Origin of the sequence: Photobacterium sp. GB-56, assembly GCF_003026105.1 — a bacterium.
In the GTDB taxonomy this organism is placed as follows: Bacteria; Pseudomonadota; Gammaproteobacteria; order Enterobacterales; family Vibrionaceae; genus Photobacterium.
Map to the genome: position 1 here is coordinate 76,360 of NZ_PYNW01000001.1, position 19,481 is coordinate 95,840.

Sequence of the window (19,481 nt, forward strand, 5' to 3'; positions counted from 1 at the left end):
TAAACTATTGCGCTTCAATTGTTGCTTGGTTTTCAGTCGGAATCGCGCGTATTGGCATAGAAAAAACAACGCGGTTAGTGGTAGAATCGCCGCCTTGAAAAACTACTTGCCGCTAATGGATGTGGTGAGGTAGTTAACTAGATGTTGCGGTATTGGTACTTGGCAAGTGAAATTCACTTGTAGACCGATTTCGAACTGTGAAAAGTCGTGTCTTAATTGCGCAATAGAAAATTCTTTTTTCCCTTTAATGTAGTGCAAGTGCGTATGATTACAATAAAAAAGGGTTTGGATATCCCAATTTCAGGGACTCCTACCCAGGCGATACATGATGGTAATGCCATCTCTAAAGTCGCCTTGCTTGGCGAAGAATATGTTGGTATGCGTCCTACAATGCATGCTCGCGTAGGGGATGTAGTGAAAAAAGGTCAGGTTCTTTTTGAAGATAAAAAGAATCCTGGCGTTAAGTTCACTGCTCCAGCTAGTGGCAAGGTAGCGGAAATTAACCGTGGTGCTAAGCGCGTTCTTCAATCTGTAGTAATTGATGTCGAAGGCGATGAGCAAATCACATTTAACAAGTATGAGTCAGCTCAACTTGCTCAACTAGATCGTGCTGTTGTTGTCGATCAATTGGTTGAGTCAGGTATGTGGACTGCGCTTCGTACGCGTCCATTTAGCAAGGTTCCAGCTGTTGGATCTGAGTCTCAAGCTATTTTTGTGACGGCTATGGATACCAATCCATTGGCTGCGAATCCAGAAGTTATCATCAATGAACAAAGTGATGCTTTCATTGCAGGTTTGACGGTTCTTTCTCGTCTAACTAGCGGTAAAGTTTACGTTTGTAAGTCTGGTGCTAGTCTTCCGCGTTCATCAGAAGCAAATGTTGAAGAACACGTATTTAACGGTCCGCACCCAGCGGGTCTTGTTGGTACGCACATTCACATGCTCTATGGTGCAGATGCAAATCACATTGCTTGGGGTATTAATTACCAAGACGTTATTGCGTTCGGTAAGTTATTCCTAACAGGTGAGCTATATACAGATCGCGTTGTTTCTCTTGCAGGCCCTGTTGTTAATAAGCCGCGTCTAGTGCGTACTCGCATTGGTGCTTCTCTTGAGCAACTGACTGATTCAGAAATGATGCCTGGTCAACTGCGTGTTCTTTCTGGCTCTGTGCTTAACGGTGTAAAAGCTGAAGGTCCACATGCATATCTAGGTCGTTATCACTTACAAGTGTCGGCGTTGCGTGAAGGCTATGAAAAAGAATTCATGGGCTGGATTGTACCTGGTAAAAACAAATTTTCTGTAACTCGCACATTCTTAAGCCAGTTCTTCCCTGGTCAGTTGTTTAATATGACAACAACAACGAATGGTTCTGAGCGTTCAATGGTACCTATCGGTAATTACGAAAAAGTAATGCCACTAGATATCGAGCCGACATTACTGCTTCGTGATCTATGTGCTGGTGATTCAGACAGCGCGCAACAACTTGGTGCATTAGAACTAGATGAAGAAGATCTAGCACTATGTACATTTGTTTGCCCTGGTAAGTATGAGTTTGGTCCATTGCTACGTGAGTGCTTGGACAAAATTGAGAAGGAAGGGTAATTCATGGGTCTCAAGAATTTCCTCGAAGATATTGAACATCACTTTGAACCTGGTGGTAAGCATGAACGTTGGTTTGCGCTATATGAAGCGTTTGCAACTATCATGTACACACCAGGTCAAGTAACGCGTACTTCTGCGCACGTTCGTGACAGCATCGACCTTAAGCGTCTGATGATCATGGTTTGGCTTGCGGTCTTCCCAGCAATGTTCTGGGGGATGTACAACGTGGGTGATCAAGCTATTGCTGGTCTTAACCACCTATACACAGCTGACAAGCTAACAGCCATTATTGCTGCAGATTGGCATTACTGGTTTACTCAAATGCTAGGCGGAACATTATCCGTTGACGCAGGTTGGGGCAGTAAGATGTTGCTTGGTGCAACATATTTCCTACCTATCTACGCAGTAGTATTTGCTGTGGGTGGTTTCTGGGAAGTGTTGTTCTGTATAGTGCGTAAGCATGAAGTTAACGAAGGTTTCTTTGTAACTTCTATTCTTTTCGCCTTGATCGTTCCACCTACATTACCGCTTTGGCAAGCAGCACTAGGTATTACCTTTGGTGTTGTCGTCGCAAAAGAAATTTTTGGTGGTACTGGTCGTAACTTCCTTAACCCTGCACTTGCAGGTCGTGCGTTCCTATTCTTCGCATACCCAGCTCAGATCTCTGGTGATCTAGTTTGGACTGCGGCGGATGGTTTCTCTGGCGCGACTCCGCTAAGTCAGTGGGCTCAAGGTGGTGAAGCAGGTGTTGTTAACACTATCACGGGTCAAACAATTACTTGGATGGACGCGTTCATCGGTCATATCCCAGGTTCTATTGGTGAAGTATCAACATTAGCTATCCTGATCGGTGGTGCATTCATCGTTGTTATGGGTATTGCTTCATGGCGTATTATTGCCGGTACGATGATCGGTATGATTGCAGCAGCAACGCTATTTAATATCATTGGTTCTGATACGAACCCAATGTTCAGCATGCCTTGGCAGTGGCACCTTGTATTAGGTGGTTTTGCATTCGGTATGATGTTCATGGCAACGGATCCTGTTTCTGCAGCGTTTACCAACAAAGCAAAATGGTGGTATGGCGCATTGATCGGTGCAATGGCTGTAATGATTCGTGTAGTTAACCCTGCATACCCAGAAGGCATGATGCTAGCGATTCTATTCGCTAACTTATTTGCACCTCTATTTGACAACCTAGTTGTTCAAGGCAATATCAAACGGAGACTGGCTCGCCATGGCAAGTAATAAAGATAGCATGAAAAGAACGCTGCTTTTTGTTGTTGTATTGAGCCTAGTGTGTTCAATCATCGTATCAGTAGCAGCTGTTTCATTACGCCCTAAGCAAGAAGAAAATGCGGTACTTGACGTACAGCGTAATATTCTTTCTGTTGCAGGTTTGCTAACACCAACAACGAACGTTAAAGAAACATACGGTAAGTTCATCGAGCCTAAGCTTGTTAACATTAAAACCGGTGAATACGTTTCTGAGGTTGATGGTCAAACTGCGGCACAATATGATCAGCGTGCAGCAGCGAAAGATCCAGCTGAATCTACTAAGCTTCCAGCGAACGAAGATTTAGCGAAGATCATTCGTCGTGCTAACGTTGCGACTGTATATCTTGTTAAAGATGCTGCAGGTCAAACAACCAAAGTTATCTTACCTATCCACGGTAACGGTCTATGGTCAATGATGTACGCATTTGTTGCTGTTGGTATGGACGGTAACACTGTTGATGGTATTACTTACTACGATCAAGCTGAAACTCCGGGACTGGGTGGTGAAGTTGAAAACCCAACTTGGCGTGAGCAGTTCGTTGGCAAGAAGTTGTACGATATGAACTTCAAGCCTGCAATTAAGATTGTTAAAGGTGGCGCACCAGCAGGTAGCGAACACGATGTTGATGGTCTTTCTGGTGCAACATTAACAAGTAATGGTGTACAGCACACCTTCGACTTCTGGTTTGGTGCTCAAGGCTTCGGTCCTTACCTTGCTAAGCTACGTGCAGGAGATCTGAATAATGGCTGATGCTAAAGAAATGAAAAAGATCCTATTTGGACCTTTTATTAGTAATAACCCAATCGCCCTTCAAATCCTTGGTGTATGTTCGGCGCTAGCGGTAACCACTAAGCTAGAAACAGCATTTGTTATGACAATCGCAGTAACAGTAGTAACTGCATTCTCTAACTTATTTGTTTCACTTGTACGTAATCAAATCCCGAACAGCGTGCGTATCATTGCTCAGATGGCAATTATCGCATCACTAGTAATCGTGGTAGATCAGGTACTAAAAGCGTACCTATACGATATCTCTAAGCAGCTATCTGTATTCGTTGGTCTTATCATTACTAACTGTATCGTAATGGGTCGTGCAGAAGCATACGCAATGAAATCACCACCGCTTCCGTCTTTCTTAGATGGTATTGGTAACGGTTTAGGCTATGGTTTTGTTCTGATTACAGTTGCTTTCTTCCGTGAACTACTAGGTTCTGGCAAGCTATTCGGTATGCAAGTATTACCACTAACGTCTGATGGTGGTTGGTACCAGCCTAACGGTCTAATGCTGTTAGCTCCGTCTGCTTTCTTCCTAATTGGTTTCATGATCTGGGTGATTCGTACTTTCCGTCCAGAACAAGTAGAAGCGAAGGAGTAAGGGGAACATGGAACATTATCTTAGCCTATTAGTTCGTTCGATTTTTATCGAGAACATGGCATTATCTTTCTTCTTAGGTATGTGTACATTCCTTGCGGTATCTAAGAAAGTTAAGACCTCGTTTGGTCTGGGTGTTGCCGTAATCGTAGTACTTACGATTGCAGTACCTGTAAACAACCTTGTTTACACTTACTTATTGAAAGATGGTGCATTAGTTCAAGGTGTTGACCTTAGCTTCCTGAACTTTATTACTTTCATCGGTGTTATCGCAGCGTTAGTACAGATCCTAGAAATGATTCTAGATCGCTTCTTCCCGCCGCTATATAACGCACTAGGTATTTTCCTTCCGTTGATCACAGTTAACTGTGCAATCTTCGGTGGTGTATCGTTCATGGTACAGCGTGATTACAACTTTGTAGAATCTATCGTATACGGCTTCGGCTCAGGTACGGGTTGGATGCTTGCAATTGTTGCACTTGCGGGTATTCGTGAAAAGATGAAATATTCAGATGTACCGGCAGGTCTTCGTGGTTTAGGTATTACCTTTATCACCGTAGGTTTGATGGCGTTAGGCTTCATGTCTTTCTCTGGCGTACAGCTGTAATCAGGATAAGTAAGGAATATCAATGGATATTATTCTTCTTGGCGTAGTCATGTTCACCTTGATTATCCTGGCTCTAGTTTTAGTAATTCTATTTGCTAAATCTAAGCTAGTACCAACAGGTGACATCACTATTTCAGTAAACGGCGATCCAGAAAAAGCGATCACCACAGGTGCAGGTGGCAAGCTACTAAGTGCTCTAGCGGGTAACGGTATCTTCGTATCATCAGCATGTGGTGGCGGTGGTTCTTGTGGTCAGTGTCGTGTAAAAATTAAATCTGGCGGCGGTGATATTCTGCCAACAGAATTAGATCACATCACCAAAGGTGAAGCACGTGAAGGCGAGCGTCTTGCGTGTCAGGTTAACGTGAAGTCTGATATGGACATCGAATTACCTGAAGAAATTTTTGGTGTGAAGAAGTGGGAATGTTCTGTTATCTCTAACGATAACAAAGCGACCTTCATCAAAGAGCTTAAGCTACAAATTCCAGATGGCGAATCAGTACCTTTCCGTGCTGGTGGTTACATCCAGATTGAAGCACCTGCTCACCATATTAAGTACTCTGACTTTGATGTTCCAGAAGAGTACCGTGAAGACTGGGATAAGTTTAACCTATTCCGTTACGAGTCTAAGGTTGATGAAGATATCATCCGTGCTTACTCAATGGCGAACTACCCTGAAGAGTTCGGTATTATTATGCTAAACGTGCGTATTGCTACGCCGCCGCCTAATAATCCAGACGTACCACCAGGTCAAATGTCATCATTCATTTGGTCACTTAAAGAAGGTGACAAGTGTACGATTTCAGGTCCATTTGGTGAGTTCTTCGCAAAAGATACTGACAATGAGATGGTATTTGTGGGTGGTGGTGCTGGTATGGCACCAATGCGTTCTCACATCTTTGACCAACTTAAGCGTCTGCACTCTAAGCGTAAGATGTCTTACTGGTACGGTGCGCGTTCTAAGCGTGAAATGTTCTACGTTGAAGATTTCGATATGCTTGCTGCTGAAAACGATAACTTCGTATGGCACTGTGCACTGTCTGATCCACAACCAGAAGATAACTGGGATGGTTACACTGGCTTCATTCATAACGTGCTTTACGAAAACTACTTACGTGATCATGAAGCACCTGAAGACTGTGAATACTACATGTGTGGTCCACCAATGATGAACGCGGCTGTTATCAGCATGCTTAAAGATCTTGGTGTAGAAGATGAAAACATCCTACTTGATGATTTCGGTGGCTAATACATAGCCCTTCGCTCACAATTAAATTGGCTGACCAGTGAATGGTCAGCCTTTTTTCTTACTAACTCTTTTAAACCTGTTTTTTATTGTGGTTATTTATCAATAGTGAGAAGTGATCAGACTAAAAAACAACATGAACGATGGAGTATGAAGTGAAGCGTTTCCTGCTGTGTAGTACGTTGGTGTTATCAACGTTAATGTTGTTGACAGGCTGTGGTGATAGTCGTCAACAGATTGATATTAATGGGCAAACAATGGGGACTTACTATTCAGTAAAACTCATCAAGCAAGAGGGATTACCAAGCCCAGAAGTTATCCAAAAAGAAATTGATAAGCGTTTAGAGCTTGTTAATGATCAAATGTCGACTTATCGTCCTGATTCTGAATTAAGCCAATTTAACCAGCAACAATCTTCTCAACCTTTTGAGGTTTCTGCGGCAACGGCAAAAGTAATTTCTGAAGCATTACGTATTTCTAAGCTAAGTAATGGGGCTTATGATGTGACGGTGGGTCCATTGGTAAACTTGTGGAGTTTTGGTCCTGAAGCTCGCCCAGAATCTACCCCTACAGATAAAGAGATTGCGACTCGAAAAACCGAAATTGGTTATCAACATTTAGCGGTATTATCGGGTAATAAATTAGTGAAAGATCTGCCTAACCTGTATGTTGACCTTTCATCTATCGCAAAAGGGTATGGCGTTGATGTCGTTGCTGATTATTTAAAAGATGATCTGCATGTTAAAGATTTCATGGTTGATGTCGGCGGTGAAGTTCGCTTACAAGGAAAGAACCGTTCTGATGTGCCATGGCGTATTGCGATTGAAAAACCTGTTGCAAGTGAGAGGGCGGTACAAGATATAATTCAAGCTGGCGATATGGCAATAGCGACATCGGGTGATTATCGTAATTACTTTGAAGAAGATGGAGTGCGTTATTCTCACTTGATCAATCCTCAAACCGGTAAGCCAATTGCTAACCATGTTGTGTCGGTTACAGTTATTGCGCCATCTTGTATGACGGCAGATGCATACGCGACGACTTTTTCTGTTATGGGGGAAGAAGAGTCTATAGCATTAGCCAATAAAGAGAAGTTACCTGTAATGTTGATTGTAAAGACCAAAGATGGCTTCGTTGAATATAAGTCAGATACGTTTGAGCAATACGTTGTTAAAAAATAAATGAGGTAGTCATGGTTATTTACTTAGTCACATTTTCTGTTTTCTTATTAGTGATTGTCGCAATGGCAGTAGGCTATATTTTCCAACGTAAAACCGTAAGTGGCAGCTGTGGGGGATTAGACGGTATTGGTATTGCAAAAGAATGTGATTGCCCTGAGCCGTGTGATGCGCGTAAAAAGCGTGAAGCCCGCGCTGCTCGTGCAGCTGAATGGAAAAAGAATCAAATTATCTAACTGCCTTTGAGCAATAAAGATAAAAGAAAAGCCTGAGCTAACTCAGGCTTTTTTATGCCATTTAATTGCTCACTAACTGATTTCTACCGTTTTTCTTTGCGGTGTAAAGGTTATCGTCAGCTTGTTTAATTAGGCTATCCAGTGTTTTTAAATTTGTTGCTGCACCAATACTTATAGTGATTTTTATCTGCTGATCAAGGTAGGGAATAGTAATTGATTCAATGCGTTGTCGAACAAGTTCTAAGGTTGATAAAAAGCTAGGGAAGTGACCACAATGCTGAATGCAGAACTCTTCTCCGCCAAAGCGGGCAACAATCGATTCTGGAAAGTGGGCATCAATGATTTTACTGATGCTGATGAGTACGGCATCACCACCATCATGGCCATACGTATCGTTAACTTTTTTAAAAAAGTCGATATCAATCATCGCTATATTCAACGACTCATTTTCAGTTTGACAACAGCTATGAGTGAAGAAGTAACGACGATTCCAAAGCCCTGTTAAAGCATCTTGGTTTGCCATCCGATACAGCTTATCAGAGGTATCTTTCATATTTAGAATATGATGAATACGACAGTTAAACTCTTCTTGATTAAAGGGCTTATAGAGAAAATCGTTGGCACCTGCTTTTAGAAACTGCGCCGTCATCGTGCTGTCGTCACTACCAGATAGACCCAATACCGCCATTTTATTTCGACTGTACTCACGTCTGATTTCACGGGTCATAGTAATGCCGTCTTTTTCTGGCATATCGTTATCAGTAATAACTAAGCTTATATCTGGATTATCATCAATGATTTGTAGCGCTTCATTACCGTCAGAGGCTTCATATACCGTGAGGTTCTGTTTTTCTAATAAATGACTGACATGATTTCGTACCATGTCAGAATCATCAACAACGAGTGCTTTATGCTCTAAGTTAGCTTCTAGACGAAGTAATAGTGGTACAAGGTAGGCAACGGAAGCTGCACTATCTTTAAGTAAATAATCTAAAACGCCTTTGGCAAGAACTTTTTCGCGGATAGTTTCATTAAATTGGGCAGTTAAAACGATCGATTTGACCTTGTGGTCTAATACGAGATCGATGATTTCACCATCTTGACCATCCGGAAGGCAATAATCGAGTACAGCACAAAGATAACGTTCTGGGTCGGCTAATAATTTTTTAGCTTGTGATAGGTTTTCGGCAAAAATAGCCTTGAAGCCAGCTTGTTTCAATTGGTCATCAAGATAGTGACGAAATGCGCGGCTATCTTCGACAACAAGTACTTGATGTTGCAAAGTTAACTCCTTTTAGCAATACGCATAATAAATTCGGTGTATATTGATATTTATAACATTAGATGTAATGGGTTGATTATCAAATATTTTATTAGGTTTTATTTTTGTGATCTTGTTGGTGAAATATCAAACTTAATTTGTATTCCTTTTTAGATGAATATTTTTAGTTTTCCAACTATCGTAATTCATAGTTATAATAGCTGTATGTATAAACAGTAACTACGAGTGTCTTTGGTGGCGAATATAACGAAACAAATAGCAGGCCAAAGGAAAATTATTCATGTCGATATGGATTGTTTCTATGCTGCCGTTGAAGCTCGTGATAATCCAGCTTTACGTGATATTCCGATAGCAATTAGTGGCCGCTCGACGCGAGGCGTCGTCAGTACTTGTAATTACTTAGCCCGTAAATATGGTATTCATTCAGCAATGCCAACGGCTCATGCTTTAAAATTATGCCCACACTTAACCTTAGTGCCAGGCAGAATGCAGGTTTATCGTGAAATATCCCAACAGATACGGGCTATTTTCTTAAGGTACACGGATAAAATCGAGCCATTATCCTTAGATGAAGCATATTTAGATGTATCTGATTGCGAAATGCTTCATGGCTCTGCGACCTTAATTGCTCAGGATATTCGCCGTGCAATTGAAGAGGAGTTACAGCTCACCGCTTCTGCGGGTGTGGCTCCGGTGAAGTTTATTGCCAAAGTTGCTTCAGATCTGAATAAGCCTAATGGTCAATATGTGGTTACACCTGAAGATGTGAATAGTTTTGTTGCTGAACTAAAACTAGAAAAAATACCTGGGGTAGGAAAGGTAACTATTCAAAAACTCCATGAGAAAGGCTTGTATATTGGTCGTGATGTACAAAATTATGACCGTCATTTACTGCTACAGCAATTTGGCAAATTTGGGCAATCATTATGGTCTCGAGCACACGGTATTGACGAGCGTGAAGTGATTGTTGAACGACAACGAAAGTCGGTTGGGGTAGAGCGTACCTTTAGTCAAAATATTTCAAGTTTTGATCAGTGTTGGCAAGTGGTTGATCAGTTATATCCTGAGCTTGAGCAACGATTACGTAAAGTACGGCCTGAGTTAGATATTGCCAAGCAAGGTATAAAGTTAAAATTTGCAGACTTTCAACAAACTACGGTTGAGCATATTTATCCTAAATTAGATAAAGCGCAATTTATCGATTTATTAAAAGAAGCGATGACCCGACAAAATTCTCGTGAGATACGCTTAATAGGCTTAAGTGTTGGGTTAGAGGTTGGTTTAAAAGCGCAACAGCTTTCTTTTGGTTTTTGATTAGATGAAAACAGAACCTTCTCTGTTGACACATTTATTACAGTGCATATAAAAACGGGCTTAACATTAGATCACGTTAAGCCCGTTTTTGTTATTCCGTAAGTTTATTTTTTAACAGGAATATTTTTAAGTACTGCAATCATTTGATCCCAGAACATTTGAACGGTATCAATTTTCACTTTCTCATCAGGTGAGTGTGGGAACTTGATGGTAGGACCAAATGATAACATGTCCATTTCAGGGTACGGTTCTTTAAATAAGCCACACTCAAGACCTGCGTGGATCACCATGATGTTGGGTTTATTACCATACATCTCTTGGTACATGTCACGGAATACGTGCATGATTTCAGAATCAGCGTCTGGCTTCCAACCTGGATATGTACCAGAAAACTCACATTGTGCGCCTGCTAAGGTTGCTAATGATTGCAACATGCTTTCTACATAGCTACGACCAGAGTCAGTTAAAGAACGGACTAAGCAAAGTACGATCACTTTATCGCTTTCTGTCGTGATAACACCCATATTTAGCGATGTTTCAACAACGCCCTCAATGTCATCGCTCATACGGATAACACCGTTAGGGCAGACGTTTAATACATTGATTAGACGTGTTTGATCTGCCATTACCATTACATCTGTTGGTAGTTCAGCAGATTCAGTAAATAGGTTGATATCTGTTTCTACATGACCAAGCTCAGCACTTAGTAGCGTTTGGTAATGAGCGAATAATGTATTTAGTTGATCAACATGTTTAGCTGGTAGGGTAACAATCGCCGACGCTTCACGAGGAATTGCGTTACGTAGGCTACCGCCTGTGAAGTTGTTAATACGTAAGCCAAGATCGTCTGCATGAGAGACTAAAAAGCGAGCCAGTAATTTGTTTGCGTTGCCACGGCCAGTATGAATATCACAACCAGAGTGACCGCCTTTTAAGCCCTTTAGGACTAATTTAATTGCTTGGTGATCTGCTGGTGTTGCTTCACGCTTTATATCAAGTGTGATTGCGCCGTCTACACCGCCAGCACAACCCATGTAGACTTCGCCTTCTTGCTCAGAGTCAGTGTTTAGTAGAATGTCACCTTCTAACCAACCTTCTTTAAGACCAAAAGCACCGGTCATGCCAGCTTCTTCATCAATAGTAAGTAGTACTTCTAATGGGCCATGTTCGATATCTTTAGCAGCCAGTACCGCAAGACAGCTTGCCATACCCATACCGTTATCAGCACCTAATGTTGTACCTTTTGCCGTTACCCATTCACCGTCAATGAAAGGTTGGATAGGATCTGTTGTGAAGTCGTGAACGGTTTCTTCATTTTTCTGTGGAACCATGTCGATGTGCGCTTGAAGTACCACACCTTTACGGTTTTCCATGCCTGCTGTTGCTGGCTTTTTAATAATGACGTTACCTGTTTCATCACGGCGAACATCTAAGCCTTCTTTTTTAGCAAACTCAATGATGAATTGTGCTAATTGTTCTTCATATTTAGAAGGATGAGGGATCGAACAAATTTGATCGAAAAATTGCCATACAGCTTGAGGAGATAGTTGACTGATTTCAGACACGGAAGCCTACCTTTATAGAATTTTGGTCCAGTGACACTTGTCAGGCTATTAGCCGTCAAATGACATATATAAGTAGCGATTTACTCCATCGCATTTTTTTTAGCATATCATTCAGACTTCGGTGGAGGTAGAGAAAAAAGTAAAATCTTAAACCACGAATACGATAATGAATAAGTATTAACGGCGCTTGACTTGTATACATTGAGCTGATGATTACGTAATTATTTCTTATATTTATTTTCTTGATCATAAAGCAAGATTTAACCGATCAAAATTGAAAAAAAATTACATCAAAATTGGTTTAACAATGTTTTTTTGTAAAAAGTGTGACGAGGTTAAAGGAAATGCTTGAAAGTAAATTACGTAATGGTTATGATTTAGACAGTCTCATAAAGGTATGAGAAAACACTGTACACGTTCAGGATGAACCCGAGATATCGCCTCCATGGAACCGAGATAAGTGCGACCACGATGGTCTTTCCCCTCCAAGGATTAAGCGCATAAATATTTATGTGGTTAATTTGGATTACTTATTTATAAGGTGATTTAAAATGAAAATTTTTGATTCAATTACACACTTTTGGAATAACCGCTCTGTATATACAGGTAACTTTACTTACCCTAATTACTTTGGTTACTAAGAATTTTGTTATCTAGTTGCTGACTAGTTAGCCGAACAGCTTGTTCACCCCCTAACTTGAGAATACTAAATAATCGTAAGCGATTATTTGCAACATTCGCCGCCGCTTCGCTTTGAAGCGGCGTTTTTTTACCTTTAAATCGTCATAACAAGTTAGTCACACATCGCGATGTGATCCTTAGTACGTTTTATTGCTGTAGATCTCATAAATATAAAATAGATGAAATATATTAATTTGGAATATTTTAGCTAATGCATTGATTTTATATTGCTAATTATCTGTTCTTAAAAGCCAAAAAAACAAAATTAAATTTATTAGTCTTAGTTTTGTGCATTTACTCGATATTTTCTGGAAATTGATAGATCTGATGTTTATAATCGCGCTCGAATTGAGAACGCAAACGTTTTCTTTTGCTTAATACTAACGTGTCAATCTCCAAGGAACAGAGAAACATGCTTGAGAAGTTATTTAAACTAAAGGAACACGGCACAACTGTGCGAACGGAGTTGCTTGCTGGCTTAACAACATTCCTGACCATGGCTTACATCATTTTTGTAAACCCTACTATGCTATCCAGTACGGGAATGGATAAAGGTGCAGTATTTGTTGCAACCTGTTTAGCAGCGATGATCGGTTGTTTTGTGATGGGATTTTTTGCTAACTATCCTGTCGCACAAGCACCAGGCATGGGCTTAAATGCCTTCTTTACTTATACCGTTGTGCTAGGCATGGGGTATACATGGCAAGTTGCGTTAGCCGCTGTTTTCTTATCAGGTTTGTGTTTTATTGCGTTAAGTTTATTAAAAGTACGGGAATGGATCATTAACTCCATACCAATGGCGCTGCGAACCGGAATTTCTGCAGGTATAGGTTTATTCCTTGCCTTCATTGCATTACAGAGTTCAGGCATTGTCGTAGATAACCCTGCGACGTTAGTACAAGTAGGCGATCTAACCAGTTTTCCTGTTGTGATGGCAGCACTTGGTTTTTTTCTAACCATAGCGCTTGTTCATCGTGGCTTTAAAGCTGCAGTCTTGATTGCAATCTTAATTGTTACTGGGTTGAGTATTGCATTTGGTGAAGTGACTTATGGCGGCATTATGTCAATGCCACCAAGCATTGCACCAACCTTTATGCAATTAGATTTTTCGGGGGCAATGGAAGTTGGCCTGATTTCAATTGTGTTTGCTTTCTTGTTTGTCGATTTATTTGATACCGCAGGTACGCTTGTCGGTGTTGCGACAAAAGCAAACTTAATCGGTGAAGATGGCAAGTTGCCACGCTTAAATCGCGCGTTACTTGCAGATAGTACAGCAACCTCTGTTGGTGCCTTATTGGGTACATCGAATACCACTTCTTTTGTCGAGAGTGTGTCCGGTGTCGCAGTCGGAGGTCGTACCGGTCTTACTGCGGTAACGGTTGGTGTATTATTCTTACTCGCTCTATTTTTTGCTCCATTAGCTGGCATGGTACCTGCCTACGCAACGGCTGGTGCATTATTCTACGTCGCGATTTTGATGATGTCGGGGTTAGTGGCAATTGATTGGCGTGATCTAACAGAAGCTGCACCGGTTGTTGTGGTTTGTTTGTTGATGCCTTTAACTTATTCTATCGCTGAAGGTATTGGCCTTGGTTTTATCACTTATGCTGCGGTTAAAGCAATGAGTGGTAAGGGGCGTGATGTAAATATCAGTGTTTGGGTTATTTCAGCATTGTTCCTTGCAAAAATAATTTTTCTTTAAGTTTTAGATTTCATAAAGCTTTATCTATTTAGGGCGATTTAACATCGTTGATCCAGAGGTTCTTTATCTATGAGTAATAAATTCATCATCACTTGGGATAACATGCAAACTTACACTCGTCAGCTAGCTGAAAAGTTGCTACCTGCTGAGCAGTGGACAGGTATTATTGCTGTTAGCCGTGGCGGTCTTGTTCCTGCTGCTATTTTGGCGCGTGAACTGGGTATCCGTCATGTAGATACCGTATGTATCTCAAGCTACGATCATGATCACCAACGTGATATGCGTGTGATCAAGAAAGCAGAAGGTGATGGTGAAGGCTTTATTATTGTTGATGATTTAGTCGACACGGGCGGTACTGCTGAAAAAATTCGTGAACTGTACCCACGTGGTAAATTTGTAACAGTATGCGCAAAACCTGCAGGTCAACATTTAGTTGATGATTACGTTGTTGATATCCCACAAGAAACGTGGATTGAACAACCGTGGGATATGGCAGTAACGTTTGTCGATCCAATCGCTAAGCGATAAGCATTCTCCCTTTATCAAGGTTTATAGCTTTGCTGCTGTAAACTAAGATTGATTAATAAGACGCCGATAAGGCGTCTTTTTTTGTTTTAAATCGACATACGTAAGTGATTTTGGGTATATCATCACTACACATCATCAAGACCACGTGGAGAGTGCCGTGTCTGAGCCATCCCCTGAAAATTTGTCCGAAAAGTTATTTGCCCCAAGACCAACCTCTAAAGAGACATCGAATTTGGTTAAAATTGCTCATGTGCGTAGTGGGCGAGTGAACAATGCGCTGGATGGTGAGAGTAAGGCTAGCTGGTACCGTGTTTTACGTCGCCCACAATGGATTTGGCAGGGCGTCGATCCGATAGAGCTTGAAGCGGTACTTGCTCGTATTGCGGGTGCTAAATCTCCACGTACGAGTGAACATTTACTGGATACGGTGATTGGCTATAAGCCAGGTAACTGGACATATGAATGGGCGCAATTGGGCGCAAGCTATCAAAAGCAAGCACGTCTTCTATTAAATGAAGGTGAGAAACTTAAAGCTTCTGAGTTGTTATTAAAAGCCAGCACGCATTACAGTATTGCCGCGTATCCGTATATCAAAGGCGATCAATTGGCTGATCAAGCAGAATTGCAAGCCAATCAAAGTTATCGTGAAGCGATAGAATTACGCCCGCATGATATGCGAACGATTAGTGTCAAGTATGAAGGTAAAACCTTTGAAGCCTTCATTCATTTGCCTCGTACCGATAAACTATTACCGACAGTGATCGTTAGCGGTGGATTAGATACATTGCAATGCGATTTATGGCGCTTATATGAAGATTATTTAGGGCCGGCAGGTTATGCGATGGTCACACTGGATATGCCATCTGTCGGTCACTGTGATCGTTGGAACTTAACGGAAGATACCAGTCGACTTCATCAAGCGTTATTACAGCAGATACGTGATGTCCCTTGGGTCGATCACCATAAAGTTGCAATGCTAGGGTTACGAATGGGCGGTAATGCAGCTATTCGTTTAGGTTTTATGGAGCCAACACGTTTAAAAACCTGTATTAGCTTGGGCGGCGCGATTCATAGCGTGTTGACCCAACCTAAGATGATTGAGCAGATCCCTCGGATGTATCTTGATGTGTTAGCATCTCGAATGGGTAAAAATGGTCAATCAGAAACGAGCATCATTTCTCATCTTCCGGCATGGTCGTTAAAGCACCAAGGGATTTTGGGGCGCCGACGTATTGATATGCCAATGCTGGGAATAAGTTTAAAAAATGATCCTGTATGCCCTGAAAGTGATAATCAGTTAATTGCGCTGTCCAGTTATGGTGGTAAAGCGATAACGTTACCAGAAAAGCCTATTCATGATGGCTACCACCGTTCATTAACGACTGTCGTTGAATGGTTAAATGAGCAGTTAAGGTAATAAAGTAGACAATTATTTGGCTCTAATGGTTAAGGTGGAGACAAAGCCTTGACGGTATGCAGTGAGGATATCGAACTTTATTTTATACCACTATGATATTGTTAATAAAATTTCGTATCTTCACTGGCATTTTATCCATATTCAACCATAATATATAAATACTGATAGCTATCATGTTGCACATAAACAACGTGATTAAAAAACGTTAGTAAACGTATATTATTTTGAGTATTAGCATACTCATCACTGCAGTTGACTATGGATGGATTTGCAATGACTTCGACAACTCTTTTTCCGCCTCATGGGCGTTTAATAACAAAATTAACTGCGCTGGGTCCTTACTTACGTGAGAAAAAATCAAAAGAAGGTCAGTTCTTTTTTGATTGTTTATCCAGTTGTGTTAATGCTGATAAAGAGCCCGAACAACGTGAATTTTGGGGCTGGTGGTTAATTTTAACAGTAACCGATAATGGTTATGAATATTGCTATGATTTTGGCCGTTTTGATTTAAATGGTGAGTGGAGTAATGGAAAGTTACCCGCAAAGCATAAAGATGCGGTGATGAAAACATTATTAGATTTTCACCGTAAGTTGACGCCATTTATTGTTGATGAATGCCAATTAACCTTATCTCCATCTTCAGAACTCACACAAACACCGCTTACTGAGCTAGCATAAATAATTTGCTCTCAATTTATAAAACCCATCCAATGAAGTGATGGGTTTTTTTGTATCTTTTTTTTACATCTTGTTGCCTAAGATAACCGAATTTAGCGGCTTAAATATAATTTTGTGTGATTTGTAAGCGTTTCAGTTGTTTAACTAAATATTTGCGCACTTATATGTATTTAGTCATTGTTTTTCTCTTGTGCTTTATTAGCAGTATTGATAAAACAAAGTACATATTATTTCTTTCTATTTTGTTTGATCCCCATGGCAGATACCAAAAATACTAATGCTCGAGAGCAAGACCTTGCAGCATCTGCTGCATCACAAACAATTGTTGTTAAGTTGGGCACCAGTGTTCTTACTGGCGGTACGCTGAAGTTAGATCGCGCCCATATGGTTGAGCTTGTCCGTCAATGTGCGATGCTTCGTCGTCAAGGACATAAAATTATTATTGTCACATCTGGTGCAATTGCAGCAGGACGTGAGCATTTAGGTTACCCCGAACTGCCCAAAACAATGGCAAGTAAGCAATTACTGGCAGCGGTTGGTCAAGGTCGCTTAATTCAAGAGTGGGAAATCTTATTTGGTATCTATGGGATCAATATCGGTCAAATGCTATTAACGCGTGCAGATTTAAACGATCGGGAACGTTATTTAAATGCGCGTGATATGTTAGTTGCCTTGCTGGATAACGGTATTGTTCCTGTTGTGAATGAAAATGATGCGGTAGCGACAACAGAAATTAAAGTGGGTGATAACGATAACTTATCCGCACTTGTCGGTATTTTAGGTGGCGCAGATAAACTGTTATTAATGACAGATCAACCAGGTCTATTTACCGCCGATCCTCGTAGTAATCCTGATGCAGAGCTTATCCGTGAAGTACATACTATTGATGAAACACTGCGTAAATTAGCGGGTGGCACTGTCGGTGGTTTAGGTACAGGCGGCATGGCAACAAAACTACAGGCAGCAGATGTAGCTCGTCGAGCTGGTATTGAAGTGATCATCGCTGCTGGTCGTCGTCCTGATGTCATTATTGATTTAGCGGAAGGTAAATCTGTTGGTACGCGTTTCTTACCGCTGGAATCCCCATTAGAAAGCCGTAAGCGTTGGATTTTAGCTGGGCCTCCTCCAGCCGGTGACATTGTTATTGATGATGGCGCTGTCATTGCTGTGCAACAACGTGGGAGTAGTTTACTTGCGAAAGGGATCACCATGGTAAAAGGTGATTTTGAACGCGGTGAAGTGGTGCGTATCTTTGATAAACAAAATAACCTATTAGCACGTGGTATTTGCCGCTACTCGAGTGTAGATATGGCAAAAATTGCAGGAAAGCATAGCCAAGAAATCCACCTTGTGTTGGGTTACGAACATGGTCACGTGGCTATCCATCGTGATGATATGGTAGTTATTTAAAAACGACATGTATGTATAAATACAGAGAAGTATTGGCATCACGACAAGGATTAATAGAGGAATTATTGTGAATCTTGAATTAATGGGACAAGCGGCACAACAGGCTGCTTTCGAGTTAGCAACAACGGCAACTGCAGTTAAAAATAATGCTTTAGCGATTATTGCTGATGAATTAGAAAGTAATAAAGACATTATCTTAGCAGCGAACAAACAAGATATTGATGCCGCACTTGAATCAGGTATGTCTGATGCATTAGTCGATCGCTTATTACTAAATGAATCACGATTAGCGGGTATTGCAAATGATGTGCGTAATGTGATTAATCTTAATGATCCTGTTGGTGCAGAGCTTGATAGCCGCGTACTTGAAAATGGTATGCGTTTAAGCCGTCGTCGCGTTCCATTAGGGGTTGTTGGTGTGATCTATGAAGCGCGTCCGAATGTTACGATTGATATTGCGGCATTATGCCTAAAAACAGGTAACGCTAGCATCCTTCGTGGTGGTCGCGAGACATTCCACTCCAATATGGCACTGGTAAAAGTGATTCAAGTGGCATTGGAAAAAGCAGGACTACCAGCCGCTTCTGTACAGTACATAGAGCAACCCGATCGCGAACTTGTTTCACAACTGCTTAAGCTTGATCAATACGTAGATATGATCATTCCTCGTGGTGGTGCGGGTTTACATAAAATGTGTAAAGAAAACAGCACTATTCCTGTGATTATCGGCGGTTTTGGTATTAGCCATATTTATGTTGATGAAAGTGCCGATCTTACTCGTTCTTTAGATGTGGTTGAAAATGCCAAAGTACAGCGTCCATCGGCCTGTAATGCGTTAGATACCTTACTTGTAAATGAGAAAGTAGCAGAAGCCTTCTTATCACGTTTAGTTGAGCGTATGAACAAAGCCAAGGTAGCACTGGTTGCTGATGAAGCAGCCTATAATCTACTTGAAGGTAAAGCGTCTTCTCTGCGCAAGATAGCAGAAGGTGACTTTGATACTGAATGGTTAAGCTACACCTTAGGTATTAAGGTGGTAAACGATGTGGATGAAGCCATTTTCCATATGCGTAAGCACAATGCGAGCCATTCCGATTCAATCTTAACTAATAACCTGCAGTCGGCAGAACGTTTTGTTAATGCGGCAGGCTCGGCGGCTGTTTATGTGAATGCGTCTACACGTTTTACTGACGGTGCGCAATTTGGTTTAGGTGCGGAAGTTGCGGTATCAACCCAGAAACTGCATGCTCGTGGCCCAATGGGTTTAGAAGAGCTGACGAGTTATAAGTGGGTGGGTGTTGCTGATTACTTAAGCCGTGCCTAATCGTTAAATAAAATGTAAAAAGCTGCCTGCTAGTAATCACTAATTGGCAGCTTTTTT

General features: G+C 41.3%; 17 protein-coding genes. 15 read left to right on the forward strand and 2 right to left on the reverse strand.

Translation table 11 applies throughout. The features are described from left to right. Positions 1-264 precede the first annotated feature (264 nt). The 8 genes from C9J42_RS00385 to nqrM all read left to right on the forward strand — a co-directional run bounded on the left by C9J42_RS00385 (position 265) and on the right by nqrM (position 7,523). A complete protein-coding gene (locus tag C9J42_RS00385; protein WP_107205919.1) occupies positions 265-1,605 on the forward strand; it encodes a Na(+)-translocating NADH-quinone reductase subunit A in 1,341 nt (446 codons plus the stop codon). A 3-nt stretch (positions 1,606-1,608) separates the two neighbouring features. Beyond that, on the forward strand, positions 1,609-2,853 hold the full coding sequence (locus C9J42_RS00390) for an NADH:ubiquinone reductase (Na(+)-transporting) subunit B (RefSeq protein ID WP_107205433.1): 1,245 nt from the start codon (positions 1,609-1,611) through the stop codon (positions 2,851-2,853). Then, complete coding sequence (locus C9J42_RS00395) at positions 2,843-3,634, forward strand: Na(+)-translocating NADH-quinone reductase subunit C (protein ID WP_107245664.1); 792 nt, start codon at positions 2,843-2,845, stop codon at positions 3,632-3,634. Before C9J42_RS00390 ends, C9J42_RS00395 begins: the two co-directional genes overlap by 11 nt. After that, positions 3,627-4,259 (forward strand): NADH:ubiquinone reductase (Na(+)-transporting) subunit D, encoded by a 633-nt coding sequence (locus C9J42_RS00400; RefSeq protein WP_107205435.1) that lies wholly within the window; start codon positions 3,627-3,629, stop codon positions 4,257-4,259. The genes C9J42_RS00395 and C9J42_RS00400 overlap by 8 nt, the downstream gene beginning before the upstream one ends. A gap of 7 nt (positions 4,260-4,266) precedes the next feature. After that, positions 4,267-4,863 carry an NADH:ubiquinone reductase (Na(+)-transporting) subunit E gene (gene nqrE / locus C9J42_RS00405; protein ID WP_005370126.1) on the forward strand — a complete coding sequence of 199 codons (597 nt, stop codon included), beginning with the start codon at positions 4,267-4,269 and terminating at the stop codon, positions 4,861-4,863. Positions 4,864-4,885: 22 nt separating this feature from the next. Continuing rightward, entirely contained in the window at positions 4,886-6,112 is a 1,227-nt protein-coding gene (gene nqrF, locus C9J42_RS00410) for an NADH:ubiquinone reductase (Na(+)-transporting) subunit F (RefSeq protein WP_107205436.1), read from the forward strand. Positions 6,113-6,264: 152 nt separating this feature from the next. After that, positions 6,265-7,290, forward strand: a complete 1,026-nt coding sequence (locus C9J42_RS00415) for an FAD:protein FMN transferase (protein WP_199187029.1) — start codon at positions 6,265-6,267, stop codon at positions 7,288-7,290. 11 nt (positions 7,291-7,301) lie between these two features. Next, entirely contained in the window at positions 7,302-7,523 is a 222-nt protein-coding gene (gene nqrM / locus C9J42_RS00420; RefSeq protein WP_105060759.1) for a (Na+)-NQR maturation NqrM, read from the forward strand. Positions 7,524-7,584: 61 nt separating this feature from the next. Here nqrM and C9J42_RS00425 read toward each other — a convergent pair whose 3' ends face one another. Beyond that, positions 7,585-8,805, reverse strand: coding sequence for a response regulator (locus C9J42_RS00425; RefSeq protein ID WP_107205438.1), 1,221 nt, complete (start codon positions 8,803-8,805; stop codon positions 7,585-7,587). A gap of 234 nt (positions 8,806-9,039) precedes the next feature. Between C9J42_RS00425 and dinB the strand changes: the two genes are divergently transcribed. Next, positions 9,040-10,119: a DNA polymerase IV gene (gene dinB / locus C9J42_RS00430; protein WP_255418596.1), complete on the forward strand. Its 1,080-nt coding sequence runs from the start codon at positions 9,040-9,042 to the stop codon at positions 10,117-10,119. Between the two features lie 104 nt (positions 10,120-10,223). On the opposite strand, the gene C9J42_RS00435 is transcribed toward dinB, so the two are convergent. Continuing rightward, the gene (locus C9J42_RS00435) at positions 10,224-11,684 is read right to left on the reverse strand and encodes an aminoacyl-histidine dipeptidase (protein WP_107205440.1); all 1,461 of its coding nucleotides are present in this window, start codon (positions 11,682-11,684) and stop codon (positions 10,224-10,226) included. Positions 11,685-12,777: 1,093 nt separating this feature from the next. Between C9J42_RS00435 and C9J42_RS00440 the strand changes: the two genes are divergently transcribed. From C9J42_RS00440 to C9J42_RS00465, 6 genes are all read left to right on the forward strand, one after another. Continuing rightward, entirely contained in the window at positions 12,778-14,067 is a 1,290-nt protein-coding gene (locus tag C9J42_RS00440; RefSeq protein WP_107205441.1) for an NCS2 family permease, read from the forward strand. Between the two features lie 69 nt (positions 14,068-14,136). Continuing rightward, complete coding sequence (gene gpt / locus C9J42_RS00445; RefSeq protein WP_107205442.1) at positions 14,137-14,595, forward strand: xanthine phosphoribosyltransferase; 459 nt, start codon at positions 14,137-14,139, stop codon at positions 14,593-14,595. 157 nt (positions 14,596-14,752) lie between these two features. After that, positions 14,753-16,012: an esterase FrsA gene (gene frsA, locus C9J42_RS00450; RefSeq protein ID WP_107205443.1), complete on the forward strand. Its 1,260-nt coding sequence runs from the start codon at positions 14,753-14,755 to the stop codon at positions 16,010-16,012. Positions 16,013-16,285: 273 nt separating this feature from the next. After that, positions 16,286-16,690 carry a sigma factor-binding protein Crl gene (gene crl, locus C9J42_RS00455; RefSeq protein WP_107259293.1) on the forward strand — a complete coding sequence of 135 codons (405 nt, stop codon included), beginning with the start codon at positions 16,286-16,288 and terminating at the stop codon, positions 16,688-16,690. Positions 16,691-16,945: 255 nt separating this feature from the next. Further along, positions 16,946-18,100 (forward strand): glutamate 5-kinase, encoded by a 1,155-nt coding sequence (proB, locus tag C9J42_RS00460; RefSeq protein ID WP_107205445.1) that lies wholly within the window; start codon positions 16,946-16,948, stop codon positions 18,098-18,100. Between the two features lie 82 nt (positions 18,101-18,182). Beyond that, on the forward strand, positions 18,183-19,424 hold the full coding sequence (locus tag C9J42_RS00465; RefSeq protein WP_107205446.1) for a glutamate-5-semialdehyde dehydrogenase: 1,242 nt from the start codon (positions 18,183-18,185) through the stop codon (positions 19,422-19,424). Positions 19,425-19,481: the final 57 nt, after the last annotated feature.

Excerpts from the sequence above, each read along its gene's own strand:
- proB (WP_107205445.1), top strand. The coding sequence starts at position 16,946 with ATGGCAGATACCAAAAATACTAATGCTCGAGAGCAAGACCTTGCAGCA.
- C9J42_RS00395 (WP_107245664.1), top strand. The coding sequence starts at position 2,843 with ATGGCAAGTAATAAAGATAGCATGAAAAGAACGCTGCTTTTTGTTGTT.
- C9J42_RS00465 (WP_107205446.1), top strand. The coding sequence starts at position 18,183 with ATGGGACAAGCGGCACAACAGGCTGCTTTCGAGTTAGCAACAACGGCA.
- C9J42_RS00400 (WP_107205435.1), top strand. The coding sequence starts at position 3,627 with ATGGCTGATGCTAAAGAAATGAAAAAGATCCTATTTGGACCTTTTATT.
- nqrE (WP_005370126.1), top strand. The coding sequence starts at position 4,267 with ATGGAACATTATCTTAGCCTATTAGTTCGTTCGATTTTTATCGAGAAC.
- C9J42_RS00440 (WP_107205441.1), top strand. The coding sequence starts at position 12,778 with ATGCTTGAGAAGTTATTTAAACTAAAGGAACACGGCACAACTGTGCGA.
- gpt (WP_107205442.1), top strand. The coding sequence starts at position 14,137 with ATGAGTAATAAATTCATCATCACTTGGGATAACATGCAAACTTACACT.
- crl (WP_107259293.1), top strand. The coding sequence starts at position 16,286 with ATGACTTCGACAACTCTTTTTCCGCCTCATGGGCGTTTAATAACAAAA.
- nqrF (WP_107205436.1), top strand. The coding sequence starts at position 4,886 with ATGGATATTATTCTTCTTGGCGTAGTCATGTTCACCTTGATTATCCTG.
- C9J42_RS00385 (WP_107205919.1), top strand. The coding sequence starts at position 265 with ATGATTACAATAAAAAAGGGTTTGGATATCCCAATTTCAGGGACTCCT.
- C9J42_RS00390 (WP_107205433.1), top strand. The coding sequence starts at position 1,609 with ATGGGTCTCAAGAATTTCCTCGAAGATATTGAACATCACTTTGAACCT.
- nqrM (WP_105060759.1), top strand. The coding sequence starts at position 7,302 with ATGGTTATTTACTTAGTCACATTTTCTGTTTTCTTATTAGTGATTGTC.